Source organism: Arthrobacter sp. PAMC25284 (assembly GCF_019443425.1).
Taxonomy (GTDB): Bacteria; Actinomycetota; Actinomycetes; order Actinomycetales; family Micrococcaceae; genus Arthrobacter; species Arthrobacter oryzae_A.
Window position 1 is genome coordinate 2327398 of record NZ_CP080382.1, and the last position, 19801, is coordinate 2347198.

The following is a 19801-nucleotide window of genomic DNA, read 5'->3' on the forward strand; positions in this document are numbered from 1 at the left end:
AGGCGGAGGGGGTGCGAAAAAGGGGGTTACGCGCGGAGCGGGCGGTTCAAAGCAGTTCGGCGAGGTCGTAGACGACGAGGCTCGCGCCGGCGTCCAGCAAGGTCTGCCGGCCTGCTCCCCGGTCGACGCCGATTACCGAATGGAAGGTTCCCGCGCTTCCGGCCTGGACGCCTGAGACGGCGTCCTCGACGACGACGCATGCCTCGCTCGGCAGGCCCAGCAGCCGGGCGGCGTATTCATACGTGGCCGGGCTCGGTTTACCGGGCAGCCCTTCGGCCACGGCGACGGTGCCGTCCACTACCACCGGGAAGTGGCCGGACAGGCCGGCAGCCTTGAGGACCGCCGGGGCGTTGCGGGAAGAGGAGACGACGGCGAGCTTGAGTCCCCGGGCGAGGGCGGCTTCGATGAAACGGACGGACCCTTCGTAGGGCCTCACTCCGCCTGCCGCGACGATATCGTTAAAGACCTTGTTCTTGCGGTTGCCGAGGCCGTGCACGGTGTCGTTCCCGGGGTCGTCGTCCAGCGGGCCTTCGGGCAGCACGATGTTGCGGGAGGCCAGGAAGTCGCGGACGCCGTCGAACCGGGGCTTTCCGTCGATGTGGTCGAAGTAGTCGCTTTCGCGGTACGGCTGCGCGTCGGGGGCCGAGCGGAGGAAGCCGTCGAAGAGTTCCTGCCAGGCGTGCTCGTGCACAACCGCGGTGGGCGTCAGGACGCCGTCGAGGTCAAAAAGGATGGCCGCGGCGCCGGTCCAGCTTTGGGCATCGGAGCGCGCGGGGTGCACCGGGTTCTCGGTCATGGGTCGGGGTCCTTTCAGGCGTGCAGGCAAGACGGTGGTGGTTCCTGGCGATGGCCGCGAAGGATCACGACGGAGCCCGCGGAGTGGAGCTCGAAGTGGGGGAGACTGGCGTCGGGCCGGCTCAGACGGGGCTGCGGCTGCTATGACGCTTTATCAGTTTAGTGCCAAACACGCGGGGCGAAGGAACGGGCGCGTCAGCAGGCCCGGGGCGAGGGGCCACTGGTCGGCTGCGGGGTACGCGGAATGCCCGGGGGTCTTGGCCTGAAGCACCTGCCCGGCCCTTCCTTCCCCCTGGAGTAGCGTGCCGCGGCTGCGGACCGCCCTGACTGTAGTGGCCCACAAATTTGCCGCGCAAGTGGACTGTCGAAGTTAGGACTTCCGGCCCTGGCGCAGCACATAATGGCGAAGGAACGCGCTGACATCCGTCAATTCCGCCTGCGAGACGGAGTGCCCCATGCCCGGGTAGGTCCGGGCTGTCAGCCGGGTGTTCCGCTGCAGCCATTCGGCCGTGTGGTCCGTGGCCGCGTCGTTGATGACCACGTCCGCTTTGTCCCGTCCCCAGAAGAACGGCGGCCGGGAGGTGGAGGACTCGCTCATGGCAAGCAGTTCGTTGTCCAGTACGAATCCGGACAGCCCGACGACGGCGCAGAACGGTTCCGGGCGGAGGCGCAGCAGAGTGCTGGCCATGGCCATCCCCTGTGAGTAGCCCAGAAGACTGACACTGGAGTGCTGCATCCGGATGGAGTCGATCCAGGTCAGTACGGAAGTGCTGCTGGAAATGACGTCGGCGAAGTCGTGGTTAAGGAAGTAGTCCAGCAGGAACCAGCCGTAGCCGTCGCCGATCACCTCCGGCCCGCGCAGGGCGGCGCAGCTGAATTCGGCCGGCAGGGACCGGAACAGCCTGACCATTCGCGATTCGTCCGTGCCGTAGCCGTGCAGCATCACCAGCAGCGGCGTTCCGGGCCGTTCCCGCTCCGGCCTGGACCAGGTAACCGTCTCCATCTGCACAGCCTAGCCAATGCAGCGCGGGGTCACCTCCGTCCCATAAATCCCTCGCGGACCGGACGGAAGTGACGCCGCGCTGCGGACGCTGGATTGAAACGGCTCGCTGGGGACTGTAGCGTGTCGACCGACAGCATGCTTACCATGTTCCATCCACTCACGGACACCAAGGAGCAACACATTATGAGAATCGGTTCCTCCATCTTCCTCATCGCCATCGGCGCCATCCTCGCCTGGGCCGTCGCCCCGGGCCTGATCCCCAACGTCGACCAGGCCATGATCGGTTACATCCTGATGATCGTTGGCGTCATCGGCCTGATCGCTTCACTCGTCCTCGCCTCGCCCGGCCGCAGCCGCCGCGTCAGCGAGACTCGGTCCGTCGTGGATCCGAACACCGGCGAGCGGATCACCCGCAACGAGAGCCGCGACGCCGGAATCTAGGCCGCAAGCCGCAACAAAGTGCTCCCGGAAGCCGGGCCCGCCCTCAGGGGCGGGCCCGGCTTCCTGCATTTCCGCCTTCGTCCGCCTCGACTTCCACCACAATCCTCACAGTCACTTCCGGCCGATAAAACGCCGCCGGATGGGCCGAAAGTGACCCCGCATAGAGTCAGCTTCTTTGTTCGTGTTGTTTTTTCATTGACAAAGCAAAGTAAACAAAGATAAAGTCAATCAAAGCCAATCAGTGTGATGACCATCACGCGAACAGCGAAGATTCGCAGCAACTGACAGTACGCAATGGAGGGTAAGTGTTCGCCGAAGAACGCCAAGAGTTGATCGCGGGGCTCGTCACAGCCAACGGCCGCGCCAGCGTCACAGATCTTGCCGGCCGGTTCCGCATCACCACCGAAACAGTCCGCCGGGATCTCGCCGCCCTCGAGGCCGCCGGCAGCGTCCGCCGGGTCCACGGCGGCGCGGTCTCCCCGGACCGCTTCAGCACCTCGGAAGAGAGCATCCTGGAGCGGATGGGGCAGCGGCCGGCGGAAAAGATTCGCATTGCCCAGGCCGCACTCGCCCTGATCCCCCAGGGACGCGCCGGAAGCATCCTGATCGACGCCGGTTCCACCACCGAAGCCCTGGCCGAACTCCTCGCCGCGCGGGCCGCCGGGGCCGGCCGCTCCGGCGCCGCGCCGTCGGAGACCGAACTCGTCGTCATCACCAACGCCCTGCCGGTTGCGGCAAAGCTGTCCGGCGAACCCGGCATCGCCCTGCACCTGCTCGGCGGAAAGGTCCGCGGCCTCACCCAGGCGGCAGTCGGAACGTCAACAGTAGAGTCTGTCCGCCGCCTGCGTCCGGACATCGCTTTCATCGGGGCCAACGGCATCGACGCAGCCTTCGGCCTGAGCACCCCCGATCCTGAAGAAGCCGCCGTCAAGGCGTCCTTCGTCCAATCCGCGCACCGCATTGTGGTGCTGGCCGATTCGTCCAAACTGGACGCAGAAACGCTTGTCCAGTTCGCCTCGTTGAAAGATCTGGATACCTTGATCACAGACAAGAACCCCACACGGGACCTCGCCGACGCCCTCGCGGAAGCCGGAGTGGAGGTGGTGGTCGCGTGATCGTCACCCTGACAGCCAACCCCAGCCTGGACCGCACGGTGTCCCTGCCGGGTCCCCTGCTCCGCGGTGAAGTTCAGCGGGCCAGTTCGGTCCGGCAGGAATCCGGCGGCAAGGGGGTTAACGTCTCCCGCGCCCTCGTGGCCTCCGGGCTGAAAACGGTCGCTATCCTGCCCGGAGCCGACTCGGATCCGGTTCTGGCCGGGCTGCGGGAGGGCGGGGTGCCGTTCGCAGCCCTGCCCATCGGTGAACCCCTGCGCACGAATGTGGCCCTCACTGAGCCTGACGGAACCACCACCAAAATTAACGAACCCGGCCCCGCACTGAGCGAGGATCAGCAGGAAGCCCTCATCGGGTTGCTCCTGGACCGCTCCCGCGGCGCAGGCTGGGTCGTCCTGGCCGGGTCGCTCCCGCCCGGCGTCCCGGCCGACTTCTACGCAACCGTCACCCGGCGGCTGCGCTCCCTGCACGACGGCACGCATGCGCCCCGCATCGCCGTCGACTCCTCCGGCGAACCGCTCGCCGCAGTAATCTCCGGCGACGCCTGGGGAAAGCCTGACCTCCTGAAGCCCAATGCCGAGGAACTGGTGGAACTGGCTGCGGCAGCCGGGTTCGCCACGAACAAATCCGCCGACGAACTCGAAGCCGATCCGGAGGCCGCTGCGGCTGCCGCCGCCGCCCTCGTCCGTTCGGGAGTGGGTGCCGTACTGGCAACTCTGGGTTCCAAGGGTGCCGTGCTGGTAACGGCCGACGGCGCGTGGCATGCCACGCACCCGCCGGTCAAGGCCGTCAGCACAGTCGGCGCGGGCGATTCGTCGCTGGCCGGCTACCTGCTCGCCTCAAGCGAGGACGCAGGTCCGGCCGATTGCCTCCGCCAGGCGGTGGCACACGGTGCCGCCGCCGCTTCCCTGCCTGGCTCCACTGTCCCGGCAGTTCACCAAACCACCCCTGATGCCGTAACCATCACGGCCCTCCGGAAGGATTAACAGTGACTCAGCTCATTACGCACGAACTGGTCGAGCTCGACCAGAATCTGGGCAACACGCCCGAGGACGTGATCCGGCACCTGGCCACCAGGGTCGCCGCCAGCGGACGCGCCACCGAAGTCGAAGGCCTCTTCGCCGACGCTTTCGCCCGGGAACAGAAAACGGCGACGGGCGTCCCCGGCGGCATCGCCATCCCGCACTGCCGATCGACGGCGGTCACGGAACCGACGCTCGCGATGGCCAGGCTGTCCCAGCCTGTCGATTTCGGCGCCAAGGACGGCCCCGCGGACCTGATCTTCTTCATCGCAGCCCCCGAGGGCGCCGACCAGGAGCACCTCTCCCTGCTGTCCAAGCTCGCCCGCTCGCTGATCAGGAAGGACTTCCGGTCGGCCCTGCGTGCGGCATCGTCGCCGGCGGACATCGTTGACCTCGTCGACGGCGCACTGGCGGACAAGCCTGCCGTGCACACGGCTGCGGCCGCAGCCACGCCGAACGTCGCTTCCGCAGCCAAGGGGCCAAAACGCCTTGTGGCCGTGACAGCCTGCCCCACCGGCATCGCCCACACCTACATGGCCGCCGACTCCCTCGTGGCCGCGGCCAAGGAAATCGGCGTGGACCTGCAGGTCGAGACCCAGGGGTCCTCAGGGGCGAAGCCACTGGATCCGGCAGTCATCGCCGCCGCCGACGCCGTCATCTTCGCCGTCGATGTGGACGTCCGCGGCAAGGAGCGCTTCGCCGGCATGCCGGTCATCAACGCTCCCGTCAAGCGGGGCATCGACGAGCCCGAGAAGATGGTCCACGAGGCTCTCGCAGCCGCAGAGAACCCGAACGCCCACCGGGTGCCGCACTTCGGCGCCGAGGAACAGGCCGAGAACGCGGCGGCGGAGCAGGGCGAGCACATCGGCCAGAAACTGAAGAAGGCACTCCTCACCGGTGTCAGCTACATGATCCCGTTCGTGGCAGGCGGCGGTCTGCTGATCGCCCTTGGCTTCCTGATGGCCGGCTACGACATCACTGGATTCGCAGACAAGATCCTCGCCGAAAACAACCTCGGGAACCTGCCGACGGAGTACCCCGAACTCGCGTGGGGCCCGCTCGGAGCGTACCTCGGAGCCGTCTTCTTCAAGATCGGCGCCCTGTCCCTCGGCTTCCTGGTGCCTGCACTGGCAGGCTACATCGCTTACGCCATCGCAGACCGCCCGGGCATCGCCCCCGGTTTCGTCGCCGGCGCCGTTGCCGGTTACATGGGCGCCGGCTTCCTTGGCGGCATCGTCGGCGGCCTGCTGGCCGGCTACATCGCACACCAGATCGGACGCCTCAACGTCGCCCGCTGGCTGCGCGGCCTGATGCCCGTGGTCATCATCCCGCTGGTCGCCTCCATTGTCGCCTCCGGCCTGATGTTCCTAATCCTGGGCGGGCCGATCGCCGGCATCACCACCGGGCTGAACGACTGGCTCTCCGGACTGACCGGCGCGAGCGCAATCGTGCTCGGTATCATCCTGGGCCTCATGATGTGCTTCGACCTCGGCGGACCGGTCAACAAGGTTGCCTACTCCTTCGCCGTCGCCGGACTGGGCGCCGCAACGATCACAAACCAGGCCCCGTGGCAGATCATGGCCGCCGTTATGGCTGCAGGAATGGTTCCCCCGCTGGCCATGGCCCTCGCGACGGTCCTGGACAAGGCACGCTTCAGCCTGGCCGAACGCGAAAACGGCAAGGCCGCATGGCTGCTGGGTGCTTCCTTCATCTCCGAAGGCGCTATTCCGTTCGCCGCCGCCGATCCGCTGCGCGTTATCCCGGCCAGCATGCTGGGCGGTGCCGTGACCGGCGCCATCTCCATGGCTGCAGGCGTCGGATCCAAGGCCCCGCACGGCGGAGTCTTCGTATTCTTCGCGATCGACAACTTCCTGATGTTTGTTGTAGCCATCGCGGTCGGCACCATTATTACGGCGCTGTCCGTCCTGGCGCTCAAGCGCTGGGCAGTCAAGAAGTCCGTTGATACGGTAGAACAGGTTCCCGTAACCGTCTGACGCAGCCGGGATAACTTTCTGGACGAACACCCCAATGCTGATCCCAAGGAGCAGAAATGACCGAACGTAACGCCACCATTGCCAGCCGTGTAGGGCTGCACGCCCGGCCGGCCGCGATCTTTGCAGAAGCAGCCGGCGAGTTCGATCTCGAAATCACCATTGCCCGCGAAGGCGAACCGGCCGACGAGGCCATGGATGCTGCCAGCATCCTGTCCCTGATGAGCCTCGGCGCTTCGCACGGCGAGGTCGTGGTGTTGCGCGCCGAGGGCGATGGCGCCGACGCTGCGCTGGAACGCCTGGTGCAGATCCTCGAGACGGACCACGACGCCGCATAGCGGCACAGCGCTTCACCGGAGGCCCGGCCGCACCCCCCGTGGGTGCCGCCGGGCCTCCCGTGTTTGGCGCCACCGTCGCATTTTCATAAGTGACCTTAGTAAACTCTTGTCTTTGGTTCTTCCCGCCGCTAGTTTGGAAATCGCCGCACCACGCTCCTGCGATATCAAGTGTCACTGGCGGAAGGAAGCCACGATGCCCACCAAAGATAACGCCAGGGAACTTGGCCTCACGGGATACCCGGTGGAGGAGGAGAACGATCTGATCTCCGCCCTGAGGAACTCCTGATCCCGGTGGCCGCCGGCGCCGGATCCTCAGGCGCCCTTGCGCGTCGCCTTCCCGGCGGCCTTGGCGGACGTCTTGGCAGCGGCCTTGGAGGACGTCTTGGTGGAGGCCCCAGCCGTGGTCCTGGCGGCGGCCTTGGGAGTGGCTTTCGCGGCGGATCCCGACGACGGCCTGGCAGCCGGTCGGGTGGCCGATTTGGCCGGCGGCTTGTCTGCCGGAGCAGCTGTCCCGGCCCCCGCGGCAGCGCCCCGCTTCCTCTCAAGGCTCCGCTTGAGCGCTTCCATGAGGTCGATCACTTCGCCGGCGCCGTCGTCGGCGGCGGCAGCTCCGAACGTCTCCTCGGTGACCAGGGACTCCCCCTTGTCCAGCTTGGCCTCAATGAGCTGGCGCAATTGCGTCTGGTAGTCGTCCGTGAACTGGCCCGGCTCGAAATCGGAAGCCATCGACTCCACCAGAGCCGCCGACATTTCCCGCTCCTGGGCGGAAATCCGGAGCGAGGTCTCAAGCGCCGGGAAACTGGCCTCCCGGACCTCGTCGGCCCACAGAAGGGACTGCAGCATCATCACCTCGCCACGGACCCGCAGGGCCCCCAGCCGGGTCTTCTCACGCAACGCGAACTGGACGATTGCCACCCGGTCCGTGTCCTCCAGAGCCCGGCGCAGCAGCACGTACGCCTTGGGCGATTTGGCGTCGGGCTCAAGGTAGTAGCTCTTTTCAAACATGATCGGATCCAACTGCTCCGCCGGAACGAACTGCACAACTTCGATTTCGCGGCTGTTTTCGGCCGGAACGGACTTGAGCTCTTCCCTGCTAAGGACCACAGTCCGGCCGTCTTCCTCGTACGCCTTGTCGATGTCCTCGTAGTCAACGATATTGCTGCACACCTCGCAGCGGCGCTGGTAGCGGATCCGTCCGCCGTCGGCGTTGTGGACCTGATGCAGGCTGATGTCGTGGTCCTCGGTGGCGCCGTACACCTTCACTGGTACGTTGACCAGCCCGAACGCTATTGCGCCTTTCCAGATGGCTCTCATGGATCAAGTGAACATCAGACTTCTTCGGAGGTGAAGACCCATGCCTGAGGGCACCGCGACGTCCAACGGGAAGCAACGCGTCCGCGTGGCCGGCCGGGAACTCTTCGTCACCAACCTGGATAAGGTGATCTACCCGGAAACCGGGACCACCAAGGCCGACGTCCTCGCGTACTACGCCGCGGTGGCCCCCGTGCTGATTCCGGCCGCTGCCAACCGCCCGGCGACCCGGAAGCGCTGGGTCCACGGTGTGGGCACGGCCGAGGCCCCCGGTGAGATGTTCTTCCAGAAGAACCTGGACGATTCGACTCCCGGGTGGGTGCCGCGAGCGTTCATCGTTCACAAGGAACGTACCAACCAGTACCCGCTGGTCAATGATCCCGCCACACTGGCCTGGCTGGCCCAGATCGCGGCACTGGAGATCCACGTTCCGCAATGGCGGGTTGATTCGCGCGGCAATGCCATGAATCCGGACCGGCTGGTCCTGGACCTGGATCCGGGCGAAGGGGCGGGGCTGGCAGAGTGCGTGGAAGTCGCCCGGCTGGCCCGGGCCATTCTGCAGGATGTGGGCCTGGACCCGGTCCCGGTGACGAGCGGCAGCAAGGGAATCCATCTCTATGCCGCCCTGGACGGAACCCGGAGCTCCGAACAGATCTCGGACTTCGCGCACGAACTGGCCCGGTCGCTGGAGGCCGATCATCCGGGGCTGGTGGTCAGTGATATGAAGAAGGCCCTGCGCGCCGGCAAGGTCCTGGTGGACTGGAGCCAGAACAGCTCCGCGAAAACCACGATCGTGCCCTATTCCCTCCGCGGCAGGCCCCGGCCCACCGTGGCCGCCCCGCGGACCTGGCGCGAGCTCGGCTCACGGTCCCTGCACCAGCTCGACTACCGCGAAGTCACCAAAAGGGTGGAGTCCGGCAAGGATCCCTTCGCCGTCATCTCGGGCGGCCGCCGCACCGGCGGCGGGCCGCCCGCAGAGCAGTCGGGCGCCGCGGTAGGCACCGGACCGGACGACGACGGCGATCCGCGGCTGGAGGAGTACCGGAAGAAGCGGGATGCGGCAGGAACGCCCGAGCCGTTCACGGCCGGGCGGCACCCCGCCCCGGCGGAGGGAGGAACCCTCCGGGAGCAGTTCGTCATCCAGGAACACCACGCCCGGCGGCTGCACTTTGACTTCCGGCTGGAGCGCGACGGCGTGCTGGTGTCGTGGGCACTCCCGAAAGGCGTCCCGGTCTCCGGGACGAAAAACCACCTCGCAGTGCAGACGGAGGACCATCCGCTGGACTACGCCGGCTTCGAAGGGACTATCCCCGAAGGCCAGTACGGCGCCGGGACAGTCAGCATCTGGGACCGCGGCCACTACGAAAGTGAAAAATGGATTGCGGGCAAAGAAGTCATCGCCGTGCTCACCGGCCAAAACGGCGGTGGCCTGGGCGGAACCCGCCGATTCGCCCTCATCCACACCGGCCAGGGCGACGACCAGTGGCTCATCCACCTCATGGATTCCCCGGATTCGACGCAGGAGCACGCCTCCGTCCCGGCGGTTTCGGAGGTCGGCCAGGCCGGCGCAATCACCAGCGCGACGGCGGCCAGTGCAGCAACGGACGGTACAGCGGCGGACGGCACGTCCCCGCACGTGCCGGATTTCCGGCCGATGCTTGCCAGTTCCGGGACGGTCGCCGATCTGGCAGGAAAGAACTGGCAATTCGAGCTCAAATGGGACGGAATCCGTGCCCTGGTCCTGGGGGATGCAACGGCCATCCGGCTGATCAGCCGCAACGGTATCGATATCTCCGCAAGCTACCCCGAGCTGACTGAACGCAGTTGCTGGCCGGAACGGGACTTCGCCGCCGACGGTGAAATCATCGCCGTCGGGCGCTCCGGGCGGCCTGACTTCGGGCTTCTCCAGGCCCGGATGAAACTCACTAAGTCCGCCGAGGTCGCCCAGGCGCAGCTCACGACGCCGGTGCGGCTGATGCTCTTCGACCTGCTCTCCGACGGCGGCGAGGACCTCCGCTCCCTGCCGCTGGGCGAGCGCCGGTCCCGGCTGGAAGGGTTTTTCGAGGCCTCCGGCTGCCCGGTCCGGCTCTCCGACGTGGTCGACGGCGACGTCGCGCACATCCTGGAAAGCACCCGGGAACTCGGGCTGGAAGGGGTCATGGCGAAGCGGGTGGACGGCCGATACGTCGGGCAGCGCAGCAGGTCGTGGCTCAAGCTCAAGTTCGAACGGACCCAGGAGGTGGTGGTCGGCGGCTGGCGTACCGGAAAAGGCGATCGCAAGGACTCGCTGGGCTCGCTGCTCCTTGGCATCCCTGAAGGCTCGGGACTGCGGTATGTGGGGCGGGTGGGCAGCGGGTTCGGCACCCGGGAACTGCGGGAACTGCGGGAGAAACTCGATGCCATCCCCCGGAAGACGTCTCCCTTCGTCGAGGTTCCGGACACAGATGCATCCGACGCCCACTGGGTGAGCGCCAGGCTCGTCGGCGAAGTCAGCTACGGGGACTGGACCGGCAGCGGAAAGCTGCGGCACCCGGTGTGGCGCGGCTGGCGGCTGGATAAGAAACCGGCCGACGTCGCACTGGAAGACTGGCCGCCGGCCCTGACCACCTAGCCTGGCCGTGCCACCTTGCTTCAGCAACAGACCGGCGGCCTGCTACCGCAATTGCGCGGCGGTCCCCGGCGGTTTGTCACCAGCCGGGCACGGCCGCGCGAATTTCCTAGTCGTGGTGCGGCAGTTGGGGCCTGCTGGTCCGGTGCACGGCCGCGTCCGCCACTTGCTGGCCACGCTGCCCGCTTGCGGTGTCGCGGTCTTTGGGATGGCGGTGCTTACCGCTCCCGTCCGGCCATTGCTGCCCCGCCGGCGGCGGAGGCGGCACATGGTGGACAGGCTCGGGGCCAGGCGCCTCATCCATGGATTCGGCCAAATGGCTTGCTACCTCCGGTTCGATGGTATTTCCGGCGTCGTGTTCGGCCATTGCTCTTCCTTTCCGCTGCGCACGTGCTCCTGGGTGAAATGAAGTGTCCAATAATCGTAGGTCGGCAGGCGTGAGATGTCTGTAGCCGCACCTCCCCAGCGTCGAAAACCAGGGGTTGCAGGGCGCAGAACGGCGGATCTGGAAAGAAGTTTCCGGCGACCGCGGCCAGCTCCTCTGCTTCCCAGTATCCGCAAGGCAGGATCGGTGAACAGCAGACCTCAATTACCGAGCAAAATGCGGCCAAAAACGACGAAAATACACCATCGAACTCGGAATCGCCCCGGAAATTGCCTAAAATTGATGGTCTGCCCGGAGCCGGGCAGGTTCACGTCGCAAGCAAATGACCTCCACAGGAGCCGCCCAAATGCCCACAGACCGCAGCATGACCGACTCTCCGGCAGGCGTCACCGACGCCAGCGGAACCAACCAGGCACCCGCGGGTGCAGAGAAGCCGAAGTTGCTTCGCCGTCGCCGATTGAAGGAATCCGACGTCAACGTTGTCGACAAGCCGATGCTGAAAAAGGCCCTCGGCGGCACCATCGTGGGAAACACGATGGAATGGTACGACGTCGGCGTATTCGGATACCTCATCACCACCATGGGCCCGGTGTTCCTGCCGGAAGCGGATAAGTCGGTCCAGACCTTGTTCCTGCTGGGCACGTTCGCGGCGACGTTCATTGCCCGGCCGCTCGGCGGAGTCATCTTCGGCTGGTTCGGTGACAAGATCGGACGGCAGAAGGTCCTGGCTGCGACGCTGATGCTTATGGCCGCCAGCACGTTCGCGATCGGGCTGCTCCCGGGCTACGCCCAGATCGGCATCTGGGGCCGCGGCCCTGCTGGTGTTGCTCAAGATTGTCCAGGGCTTCTCCACCGGTGGTGAGTACGCCGGCGCCACTACGTTCGTGAGCGAATACTCCCCTGACGCCCGCCGCGGCTTCTTTGCCAGCTTCCTGGACCTCGGCAGCTACCTGGGCTTCGCGATCGGCGCCGCCTTCGTTTCGGGCCTGCAGCTCACGCTGGGCCAGAGCACCATGGAGGAATGGGGCTGGCGCATTCCCTTCCTCGTCGCCGGACCGCTGGGCCTGATCGCCGTCTACTTCCGGAGCAAGATCGAGGAATCCCCGCAGTTCCAGGCCACCCTGGACGCCCAGGAGAGCCTCGCCAAGAACGCCGGCACCGCGGACGGCGTCGGCACCAAGGGCCCGGTCGGCATCGTGAAGGCCTACTGGCGGTCCATCATCGTAGCCATGGTCCTGGTTGCCGCAGCCAACACCGCCGGGTATGCGCTGACCTCCTACATGCCGACGTACCTGACGGAGTCCAAGGGCTACGACCCGGTCCACGGCACCCTCCTGACCATCCCGGTGCTGGTCGTGATGAGCCTGTGCATCCCACTGACCGGAAAGCTCTCGGACCGGATCGGCCGCCGCCCCGTGCTCTGGATCGGGGCCTTCAGCACCGTCGTCCTGGCCGCCCCGGCCTTCCTGCTGATCGGCGTCGGCGAAATCTGGTCCACGCTGCTGGGCCTGGGCCTGATCGCCTTCCCGGTGACGTTCTACGTCGCCAACCTGGCCTCGGCGCTGCCGGCGCAGTTCCCGACGTCGAGCCGCTACGGCGCAATGGGCATTGCGTACAACTTTTCAGTCGCCATCTTCGGCGGGACCACGCCGTTCATCGTCGCCGCCCTTATCGCGGTCACCGGCAACGACATGATGCCCGCGTATTACCTGATGGCCACCTCGGCCATTGGCGCCGTGGCCATCTATTTCCTGAAGGAATCGGCGCGGCGGCCGCTGCCGGGATCCATGCCCAGCGTGGACAGCAGCGCCGAAGCCTGCGAACTCGTCGCTACCCAGGATGAGAATCCGCTGATCGACCTCGAGCAGATGGAGATGCCCTTCGCGGATCCGGCGATGGATTCCGACCCGGACCGCTATGCAGAACGGGTCCCCGCCCGGGTCTAGGCTGGAAGCTGAAAGGCCAAAGCCCGGAGCGGAAGGCCTGTCCTGGGTTTGTTTATTGAATGCAGGACAGGCCTTCGCCATGCCCGGACCGGCCGGGTAAACATCAAGGATCGGCTACGGACAAGGAGTGCACACGTGGACTTCTTCCTGCGGCACATCCGCATTCTGCACACCCTGGCTCCAGCCAACAACGATCACGTCTCGGCATGGCGAGTGGCCATAAGCGTCGCTGTTCCCACGCTGGCGCTGCTGGCCGCGGGACGCACGGACCTGACAATCTATGCTGTTTTTGGCGCCTTGACCGGAATGTATGGCCGGACGGAACCGCACCAACTCAGGTTGAGGCACCAGGGGCAGGCTGCGGTCCTCCTGGTGGGAGGGGTGGCCGTCGGCGTGGCCCTCTCGGTGGGGCACGTCCATTCGCTGGAGCTCGTGGCGGCCGAGGCAATCTTCGCCTTTGGCGCGTCGTTGTTCGCGGACCGGATGCGACTCAAGCCCAACGGCCCGTTCTTCAGCATCCTGGCCCTGGGCGCCTGCGCGTCCATCCCCGCCGCCGTTCCGTGGCATACAGCTGTTCTCATCGCTGCCGCGTCATCCGTCTTTTCCCTGCTGGTTGGATTTGGCGGATGGATCCGTACCCGTGAGTGGCAGCCCCGCGCTGGACGGGGAGACACTCCGCTGCCCCGTGCGCACCGCCGCCGTGCGTGGATCCATGCCGCCCGGTATGTCGTCGCGGTAGGGGCTGCCGGATCGATCGGGGTGCTCAGCGGAAGCGGCCACCCGCATTGGGCCATGGCCGCGGCAGCCGTTCCCCTGGCCGGGGCGGACATGCCCAGCAGCGTCTACCGGGGAATCCACCGGATCATCGGCACCCTGTTGGGTTTGGTGGTGGTCGCTTTCGTCCTGTTCCCTTGGCCCGGGTCGCCGTTGCGGGCCTTCCCCGGGCAGGAGTCCGCGGTCCTGGCCGTGCTGGTCATCGTTCTGCAGTTCACGACCGAACTGTTCATGACCCGGCACTATGGCCTCGCCATGGTCTCCTTCACCCCGCTAATCCTGCTGGTCGGACAACTCGCCGCGCCGGATGACCCTTATATCCTCGTGACGGAGCGCGCCGTCGAGACCCTGGTGGGCGCCGTTGTCGGCATTCTTGTGGTGGTGCTGATCAGGCGCAGGTCGAGCAACATTCCATTGCGGTAATCCGTCCAACCAACCCTTGAAGCGGCGGTTGGGATCCCGTGTGCTACTTCGCCCGCCGTGGCCGAACGGCCGTGACCCTCGCCGGCAGGAACTGCAGCGCCGCCACCAGGACTTTATATCGCCGGCTCGGGACTGAGACCGCCTTGCCGCGTTGGTTGTCCGCAAGTCCTTCACTGACCACCCGCCGAACCTCGAGCCACATCCAGCGCGGGACCATCGTTTTATCCATGCCCATCCGCTCGTGGAACTCGGTGTGGGTGAATCCCGGGCAAACGGCTGTGACCTTCACCCCTCGTGCGGAGTAGGCCACGTTGGCCCAGCGCGAGAAACCCAGCAGCCAGGCCTTCGCGGCGGAGTAGGTCCCGTTGGAGGCGAACGCCGCGACGCTGGCCACGTTGATGATCCTGCCGGACCGCCGCGCCAGCATCCCCTGCAGTGCTGCGTGCGTGAGTTCCAGGGCTGTCTCGACGTGCAGTTTGAGGTGCTGTTTCTCCTCGGAAACATCGTTTTGCTCGAAGGAATGCAGCAACCCGATACCGGCATTATTGACCAGGATCCCGACGGGCCTTGTGGGGTCGCTGAGCCGCTCGACGACCGCCGCCACGCCGGCGTCGTCCGTCAGATCCGCGGCAATTACCTCGGTCCGGATGCTGTAGCGCTGCTCCAGTTCCGCAGCCTTCGTCCCGAGCCGGTCCTTGTTCCGGGCCACCAGCACAACGTTGTGCCCGTGCTCGGCGAGCTGGCGCGCAAATTCCGCGCCGATACCGGCGGTGGCTCCCGTGATGAGGGCAGTGGTGCTGGCGGTATCAGGGGTGGTTGGGGTCATAGCGACAGCCTAGTCCCCCGGCTCCGCGGCGTCAGCCGGTCGCCGGCCCCGGAGTGAGTTCTTTCGCTTCGGCTGTCCCGCCGGAAACACAATCCCCATCGTGCAGGTGGCGGTCTTGGATTTCCTCGGCAGCGAGTTCGTACCAGGTGTGCGCGCCGAACGATGGCCTGGCCGTGTCAAGGTGGCTGAACAGTGCGTCGGCGAGCCGGCACAATGCGATGTCCGAAAGGGCACGGACGGTGGCGGCCGGATCAAGAGTGCCCTCGAAGTACGCCGACAGTTCCAGCCCATCGTTGGGTTCGCCGAGGAGGTCCAGCCTCAGATGCTCTTCAGGGCGGACCTCGGCCCACCGGCCGGGCCCGGCTCCGGCCGGTACCAGCGCCCCGCCCGAGCCGGCCGGAAGTCCGGATTCCAGATCGGCGAGGACCTCGCCCCCGGCACCGACGTGAAGCAGGCAGATCGGCAGATCGGCAGGCTCTTCTAGGGTTAGCCGGACATGCTGGCCGGCGGCTGCTGTCCCGGCCGGATTGGTACCTGTCCGGATTCCCGCCGCAGCCATCCGCCGCAGGTCCAGCAGCACTTCGGGATCCAGGTGGGAGGCGCCCCGAAGGTCAAGGATGACGTTGGCTTCCGCCGCGACGCGGGCGGCACGGCGCAGGATATGGTGCAGTGCCTCGGAGTCCGACTGGGTGACGCAGCCGGTGACTTCAACGGTGACTTGGGCGGGATCAATGTCCACACGGACAAGCACACGCAGTTTGTGGTTCATGGGTACTCCAAAGGGACACATCCAAGAGCCAGCTGCATAACTCCAGTTCGACCATACGGTGTTGTTATCCGACCCACAAGCCCGGCTTTGCCGCGCCAGCCCTTTCCGGGACGGCGCGAAGCAGGCTCAGGCCCCTTCGGGCGGGCGCTCAGGCCAGTCCACGTACTGGTTGTAGGCGTCGTGCTTGCGCAGGTAGCGGTAGGTGAAGGGGCAGTTGGGAATGATCCGCTTGCCGGCTGCGACGACGTCGTCGAGGGCGAAGTGCGCCAGCACTTTTGCCAGGCCCCGCCCTTGGAAGGCCTCCGCGGTGTCGGTGTGAACGAAGTCGATGTGGCCGGGTCTGTCGATGAAGCGGATCCGGACGGCCGGCTGGGCTCCGACGTGCAACTCATAGCAGTGCAGCTCATCGTTGCGGGTGGTGGTGACGTCCGGATTGAACCGGTCTTCAGTTGCTGCCGAGTTCTCCGTCATGGTTCGAGATTGGCACTTAATGGCGGGTGTGGCAATGGTGGCGCGGAGGCTTCGGGCCGGGCGCCGGCGGTATCCCGCGCGGGGGCGCGGCCCAGGAGCAGGGTGGCGAGGACGAAGCATGCCGCGCCTCCGCCAAGGAGGCCCAGGGTGAGCCCGTTGAGTGCGGCATCGGAGACGGGGATAAAAACGACGACGGCGGCCGTGACCACGGCGGCCGCGGGCCGGCCGCGGGTGTGGGAGGACGCCGTCGGTAATTCCTCCAACGGGCCAAACAGTGCCAGGACCGGCAGGAGCAGCGCCATCACGGCGAGCAGCACAAGCGGCCTGCCCCACCACCATGCGGCGGTTCCTCCCGCCGGCTGGGGGAATCCGGTCAGCAGGAGCAGCCCGGACATGGCCGCCAGGACGGGAAGGTGCCACAAATACACGGTCATCGCCCGGCGGCCGGCCCCTGCCACGAGCCGCAAGACCCACTCAACCGACGCAAGCCGGTGCAGCCACGGGCGGAACAGCTGCAGGGCGGCGGCCTGGGAAATGCCAAGAAACAAAAGGCTCGCATTGGGCGGGTTGAGATTCGCCAGCATATTTCCCGGGTAGAGCCCCAGCAGCACCAACAGCCCCAGGCCCAGATTGCCGGCAAGGATGATTCCCGCCAGGTTGTGGCGGCCCAGGCGCTGCAGCCAGCCGTCCTCAACCATAAATCCGAGTTGCTGGACGGCGCACCAGAGGAAAATCATATTTGCGTGGGCAAGCAGCGGCAGCACCCCCCGCAGGCAATCGATGGCAATCACCAGCGAGACAAGGCCGGCCAGTGTCAACCAGGGTGCACGGGCATGCAGGGCGGCCAGGCAGGGCACGTTCAACTGGGCGGCCAGGTACGCGGCGAGGAACCACAGTGGCATGCCGGCCCCTGCGGCCAGCAACTCGATGACCTGCGGATCCACGCCGGCCAGGCGTGCGGCCCACAGCCCGGTGAACATCACGCCGAGCAATACGGCCGCCGGGCGGATGAGGCGCAGCATCCGGGCCTGAATGTAGTCGTAGGCGCTGCCGCCCCGGGACCGGAGCCGGCGCCAGGACTGCAGTCCGGTGATACCGCCGGCCACAAAGAACAGCGGCATCACTTGAAGCACCCAGATGACCGGCAGGAACCACGGCTGGTTTTCCAGGGTGTTCTCCGAGGTCACAGTGCCGTCGGGGTGCAGCACGGGGCTCACCATCATGGTGTGGGCTACGACGACGAGGGCAAGACAGATGAACCTGGCGAGGTCAATCACCAGGTCACGGCCCGGGACCATGACCGGAACCGCCTTCCGCTGCCGCGGAACACGCATTGTGCCCCCTGGAACCGGCGAACACGGCTTGCTGGTATGCCGCCTGTCCTTCATTGTGGCCCTTGCTGCGGTCGACGGCCAGCAACGGGACGGAAGATCCGCCCCGGGACGCTGGTGCTGCGGCGGCCTGCAGAAAACGCAGGGACCAGGACCATCGAATGGCCCTGGTGCCTGCGTATCTCTTCAACCGGGGGCGTCAGCGGGTAAGGATGCCCAGGGCCTGTCCCGCGAATGCTTTGGCCGAGGCGTCCCACTGGCGCAGCAGGCCCTGGAGGTTCTCGCCGTCGGCCCGGTGCGCGGCAGTTTGCGCCTGCAGGACCGCCAGCACACCGGTGCGGAGTTCGGTGTTGAAGTTGACCTTGCCCACCTTCATGGCCGCGGCCTTGACCAGTTCGTGCGCCGGAATGCCTGAGGCGCCGTGCAGCACCAGCGGGATTCGGGCCCGTACAGCGATGTCCTGCAGCACGTCCCAGCGCAGCTTGGGTTCCCCCGTGTAGTGTCCGTGGACGTTGCCCACGGCCACGGCCAGGAGCTGCGCGCCGGTGCGGGCAACAAAGTCTTCCACCTGCGCGGAGTCAGTGAGGCCGGCAGCACCATGCGACGGCGCGCTGCCTTCGGCCTCGGAACCGAAGGCCCGGTCCTCGTCGCCGGCCAGGCCGCCGAGCTCCGCTTCGATCACGACGTCGGCATTCCCCTGTGCGGCGAGCGCGGCACGGACTCCCGCGACCAGGGCAATGTTCTCCTCGTAGGGCAGTGCTGACCCGTCCACGAGCACGGAGTCGGCCCCGGCGTTGACGGCGTCGGCGATCATCCCCGGGTCGGCGGCGTGGTCCAGCTGCACGGCAACCGGAACAGCGGCGGCGTCCGCGAGTCCGCGGAGAGCTGCGATCAGCCGCAGCCCGTTGGGCGTGGCGGCGGTCTTCGGAGCCACGAGCAGGATCGCCCCGCGGCCGGCCTCTTCGGCCGCCGCGACGACAGCGAGCGCGGTCGTGAAGTCGTAACAGGTGAAGGCCGGTACTGCCGAGCCCTGTTGCAGGGCGGAGCCAACCAGATCGTCGAGGCGGGCCCGCATCAGACGCTCAGGCCGCCGGCCAGCATCCAGACCAGGAACGTCAGGGCGAAGCCTGCGAGTCCGAGGATGGTGGTGAGCACGGTCCACGTCCGCAGGCCGTCTGCGACGGACAGGCCCAGGAAGCGGGTGACGATCCAGAAGCCGGAGTCATTGACGTGGCTGAGGCCGAAGGCGCCGAAGCCGATCGCCACCAGGATCAGCGCAGTCTGCAGCGGCGAGAATCCGCCGTCGGCCACTGACGCACTGAGCAGGCCGGCGGTGGTGATGATCGCAACCGTGGCGGAGCCCTGTGAGGCCCGGAGGACTGCCGCGAGGATAAAGGCCATCAGGATTACGGGGAGACCGACCGCGTGCAGGCCCTCGGCCAGTGCCTTGCCGATTCCGGAGACGGTCAGGACCTTGCCGAAGACGCCGCCGGCTCCGGTGACGAGGATAACGATCGCGGTGGGGGCCAGGGCGGAGTCCATGACCTCACCGGTCTGCTGCGAGGACCAGCCGCGGCGGATGCCGAGGAAGTAGAAGGCAAGGCCAAGGGTGGTCAGCAGGGCGATCAGCGGTGAGCCGACGAAGGCCGCTACGTCTGCGCCCGGGGCACCCTTGGGGAGAATGACGGCACCGAGGGTTCCCACCATGATCATGAGGATGGGCAGGACGATGAGGGAGATGATCATGGCCGGGCTCGGGGCGGTCTGGACCACCGCGACGCGGTTCTTGACCGCGACGCCGGACCCGCCCTGGTCGGCGTCCTGCTCAACCTCGGACTTGCCGGTGCCGAAGAGACGGAACTGCTCGGCGGTGCTGGGCAGCATGGTGAAATCGCGGCGGTTCAGCTTCCGGGCAACGAAGTACCCGAGTACGCCGACGGGGATGCAGATCAGGAGACCGACGATGGTGACCCAGCCGATGTCGGCATTGAGGATGCCTGCGCCGCCCACGACGCCCGGGTGCGGCGGAACCACAACGTGAATGGCGAGCATGATGGCGCCAACCGGCAGCCCGATCTTGACCGGGTTGACGCCGGCGGCCTTCGCAAAGCCGTAGATGATCGGAATCAGGATGATGAATCCCACGTCGAAGAAAACGGGAATGGCCAGCAGGAACGCGGCCGAAGTGAGGGCGGCGATCACCCGGCGCGGCCCCCAGCAACTGGGTGAACTTGCCGGCCAGGGCCTGGGCTCCG

The 19801-nt window shown here is 66.6% G+C and carries 17 protein-coding genes and 1 pseudogene; 8 read left to right on the forward strand and 10 right to left on the reverse strand.

Annotated features, from left to right (window positions below; genetic code table 11):
* Window positions 1–46: 46 nt before the first annotated feature.
* Both KY499_RS10770 and KY499_RS10775 read right to left on the reverse strand, forming a co-directional pair.
* Window positions 47–796, reverse strand: coding sequence for an HAD family phosphatase (locus KY499_RS10770; protein ID WP_219885381.1), 750 nt, complete (start codon window positions 794–796; stop codon window positions 47–49).
* 369 nt (window positions 797–1165) lie between these two features.
* Window positions 1166–1798, reverse strand: a complete 633-nt coding sequence (locus tag KY499_RS10775; RefSeq protein WP_123256610.1) for an alpha/beta hydrolase — start codon at window positions 1796–1798, stop codon at window positions 1166–1168.
* A 183-nt stretch (window positions 1799–1981) separates the two neighbouring features.
* On the opposite strand from KY499_RS10775, the gene KY499_RS10780 reads away from it, so the two are divergent.
* The 5 genes from KY499_RS10780 (at window position 1982) to KY499_RS10800 (ending at window position 6702) form a co-directional block, all read left to right on the forward strand.
* A complete protein-coding gene (locus KY499_RS10780; protein WP_123256844.1) occupies window positions 1982–2239 on the forward strand; it encodes a DUF6458 family protein in 258 nt (85 codons plus the stop codon).
* 305 nt (window positions 2240–2544) lie between these two features.
* The gene (locus tag KY499_RS10785; RefSeq protein WP_123256609.1) at window positions 2545–3354 is read left to right on the forward strand and encodes a DeoR/GlpR family DNA-binding transcription regulator; all 810 of its coding nucleotides are present in this window, start codon (window positions 2545–2547) and stop codon (window positions 3352–3354) included.
* Window positions 3351–4337 (forward strand): 1-phosphofructokinase family hexose kinase, encoded by a 987-nt coding sequence (locus KY499_RS10790; protein WP_219885382.1) that lies wholly within the window; start codon window positions 3351–3353, stop codon window positions 4335–4337. Before KY499_RS10785 ends, KY499_RS10790 begins: the two co-directional genes overlap by 4 nt.
* Before the next feature lie 2 nt (window positions 4338–4339).
* The gene (locus KY499_RS10795; RefSeq protein ID WP_123256607.1) at window positions 4340–6367 is read left to right on the forward strand and encodes a fructose-specific PTS transporter subunit EIIC; all 2028 of its coding nucleotides are present in this window, start codon (window positions 4340–4342) and stop codon (window positions 6365–6367) included.
* Between the two features lie 56 nt (window positions 6368–6423).
* Window positions 6424–6702 (forward strand): HPr family phosphocarrier protein, encoded by a 279-nt coding sequence (locus KY499_RS10800; protein WP_123256606.1) that lies wholly within the window; start codon window positions 6424–6426, stop codon window positions 6700–6702.
* Between the two features lie 312 nt (window positions 6703–7014).
* On the opposite strand, the gene KY499_RS10805 is transcribed toward KY499_RS10800, so the two are convergent.
* Window positions 7015–8016, reverse strand: coding sequence for a Ku protein (locus KY499_RS10805; protein ID WP_219885383.1), 1002 nt, complete (start codon window positions 8014–8016; stop codon window positions 7015–7017).
* A 40-nt stretch (window positions 8017–8056) separates the two neighbouring features.
* On the opposite strand from KY499_RS10805, the gene KY499_RS10810 reads away from it, so the two are divergent.
* Window positions 8057–10624, forward strand: coding sequence for an ATP-dependent DNA ligase (locus tag KY499_RS10810; RefSeq protein WP_219885384.1), 2568 nt, complete (start codon window positions 8057–8059; stop codon window positions 10622–10624).
* 106 nt (window positions 10625–10730) lie between these two features.
* Here KY499_RS10810 and KY499_RS10815 read toward each other — a convergent pair whose 3' ends face one another.
* Window positions 10731–10988, reverse strand: a complete 258-nt coding sequence (locus KY499_RS10815) for a hypothetical protein (protein WP_123256603.1) — start codon at window positions 10986–10988, stop codon at window positions 10731–10733.
* Between the two features lie 364 nt (window positions 10989–11352).
* Here KY499_RS10815 and KY499_RS10820 point away from each other — a divergent pair.
* Window positions 11353–12952: pseudogene (locus KY499_RS10820) on the forward strand (MFS transporter).
* A 135-nt stretch (window positions 12953–13087) separates the two neighbouring features.
* Complete coding sequence (locus KY499_RS10825) at window positions 13088–14149, forward strand: FUSC family protein (protein ID WP_219885385.1); 1062 nt, start codon at window positions 13088–13090, stop codon at window positions 14147–14149.
* A 43-nt stretch (window positions 14150–14192) separates the two neighbouring features.
* Here the strand turns inward: KY499_RS10825 and KY499_RS10830 are convergent, their stop codons facing one another.
* The 6 genes from KY499_RS10830 to KY499_RS10855 form a co-directional block, all read right to left on the reverse strand.
* Complete coding sequence (locus KY499_RS10830; RefSeq protein WP_219885386.1) at window positions 14193–14975, reverse strand: SDR family oxidoreductase; 783 nt, start codon at window positions 14973–14975, stop codon at window positions 14193–14195.
* Window positions 14976–15006: 31 nt separating this feature from the next.
* Window positions 15007–15744: a hypothetical protein gene (locus KY499_RS10835; protein WP_219885387.1), complete on the reverse strand. Its 738-nt coding sequence runs from the start codon at window positions 15742–15744 to the stop codon at window positions 15007–15009.
* Window positions 15745–15870: 126 nt separating this feature from the next.
* Complete coding sequence (locus tag KY499_RS10840) at window positions 15871–16215, reverse strand: GNAT family N-acetyltransferase (protein ID WP_123256598.1); 345 nt, start codon at window positions 16213–16215, stop codon at window positions 15871–15873.
* Window positions 16212–17513 (reverse strand): acyltransferase, encoded by a 1302-nt coding sequence (locus KY499_RS10845; protein ID WP_258190719.1) that lies wholly within the window; start codon window positions 17511–17513, stop codon window positions 16212–16214. Before KY499_RS10845 ends, KY499_RS10840 begins: the two co-directional genes overlap by 4 nt.
* A gap of 232 nt (window positions 17514–17745) precedes the next feature.
* Window positions 17746–18621 (reverse strand): class II fructose-bisphosphate aldolase, encoded by an 876-nt coding sequence (locus KY499_RS10850; RefSeq protein ID WP_219885388.1) that lies wholly within the window; start codon window positions 18619–18621, stop codon window positions 17746–17748.
* Entirely contained in the window at window positions 18621–19748 is a 1128-nt protein-coding gene (locus KY499_RS10855; protein ID WP_258190720.1) for a transporter, read from the reverse strand. Before KY499_RS10855 ends, KY499_RS10850 begins: the two co-directional genes overlap by 1 nt.
* Window positions 19749–19801 lie beyond the last annotated feature (53 nt).

What these genes read in the sequence shown, in the direction of transcription:
- KY499_RS10770 (WP_219885381.1), bottom strand. Translation starts at nt 796, where the DNA reads ATGACCGAGAACCCGGTGCACCCCGCGCGCTCCGATGCCCAAAGCTGG.
- KY499_RS10775 (WP_123256610.1), bottom strand. Translation starts at nt 1,798, where the DNA reads ATGGAGACGGTTACCTGGTCCAGGCCGGAGCGGGAACGGCCCGGAACG.
- KY499_RS10780 (WP_123256844.1), top strand. Translation starts at nt 1,982, where the DNA reads ATGAGAATCGGTTCCTCCATCTTCCTCATCGCCATCGGCGCCATCCTC.
- KY499_RS10800 (WP_123256606.1), top strand. Translation starts at nt 6,424, where the DNA reads ATGACCGAACGTAACGCCACCATTGCCAGCCGTGTAGGGCTGCACGCC.
- KY499_RS10805 (WP_219885383.1), bottom strand. Translation starts at nt 8,016, where the DNA reads ATGAGAGCCATCTGGAAAGGCGCAATAGCGTTCGGGCTGGTCAACGTA.
- KY499_RS10810 (WP_219885384.1), top strand. Translation starts at nt 8,057, where the DNA reads ATGCCTGAGGGCACCGCGACGTCCAACGGGAAGCAACGCGTCCGCGTG.
- KY499_RS10815 (WP_123256603.1), bottom strand. Translation starts at nt 10,988, where the DNA reads ATGGCCGAACACGACGCCGGAAATACCATCGAACCGGAGGTAGCAAGC.
- KY499_RS10830 (WP_219885386.1), bottom strand. Translation starts at nt 14,975, where the DNA reads ATGACCCCAACCACCCCTGATACCGCCAGCACCACTGCCCTCATCACG.
- KY499_RS10835 (WP_219885387.1), bottom strand. Translation starts at nt 15,744, where the DNA reads ATGAACCACAAACTGCGTGTGCTTGTCCGTGTGGACATTGATCCCGCC.
- KY499_RS10840 (WP_123256598.1), bottom strand. Translation starts at nt 16,215, where the DNA reads ATGACGGAGAACTCGGCAGCAACTGAAGACCGGTTCAATCCGGACGTC.
- KY499_RS10845 (WP_258190719.1), bottom strand. Translation starts at nt 17,513, where the DNA reads ATGGTCCCGGGCCGTGACCTGGTGATTGACCTCGCCAGGTTCATCTGT.
- KY499_RS10850 (WP_219885388.1), bottom strand. Translation starts at nt 18,621, where the DNA reads ATGCGGGCCCGCCTCGACGATCTGGTTGGCTCCGCCCTGCAACAGGGC.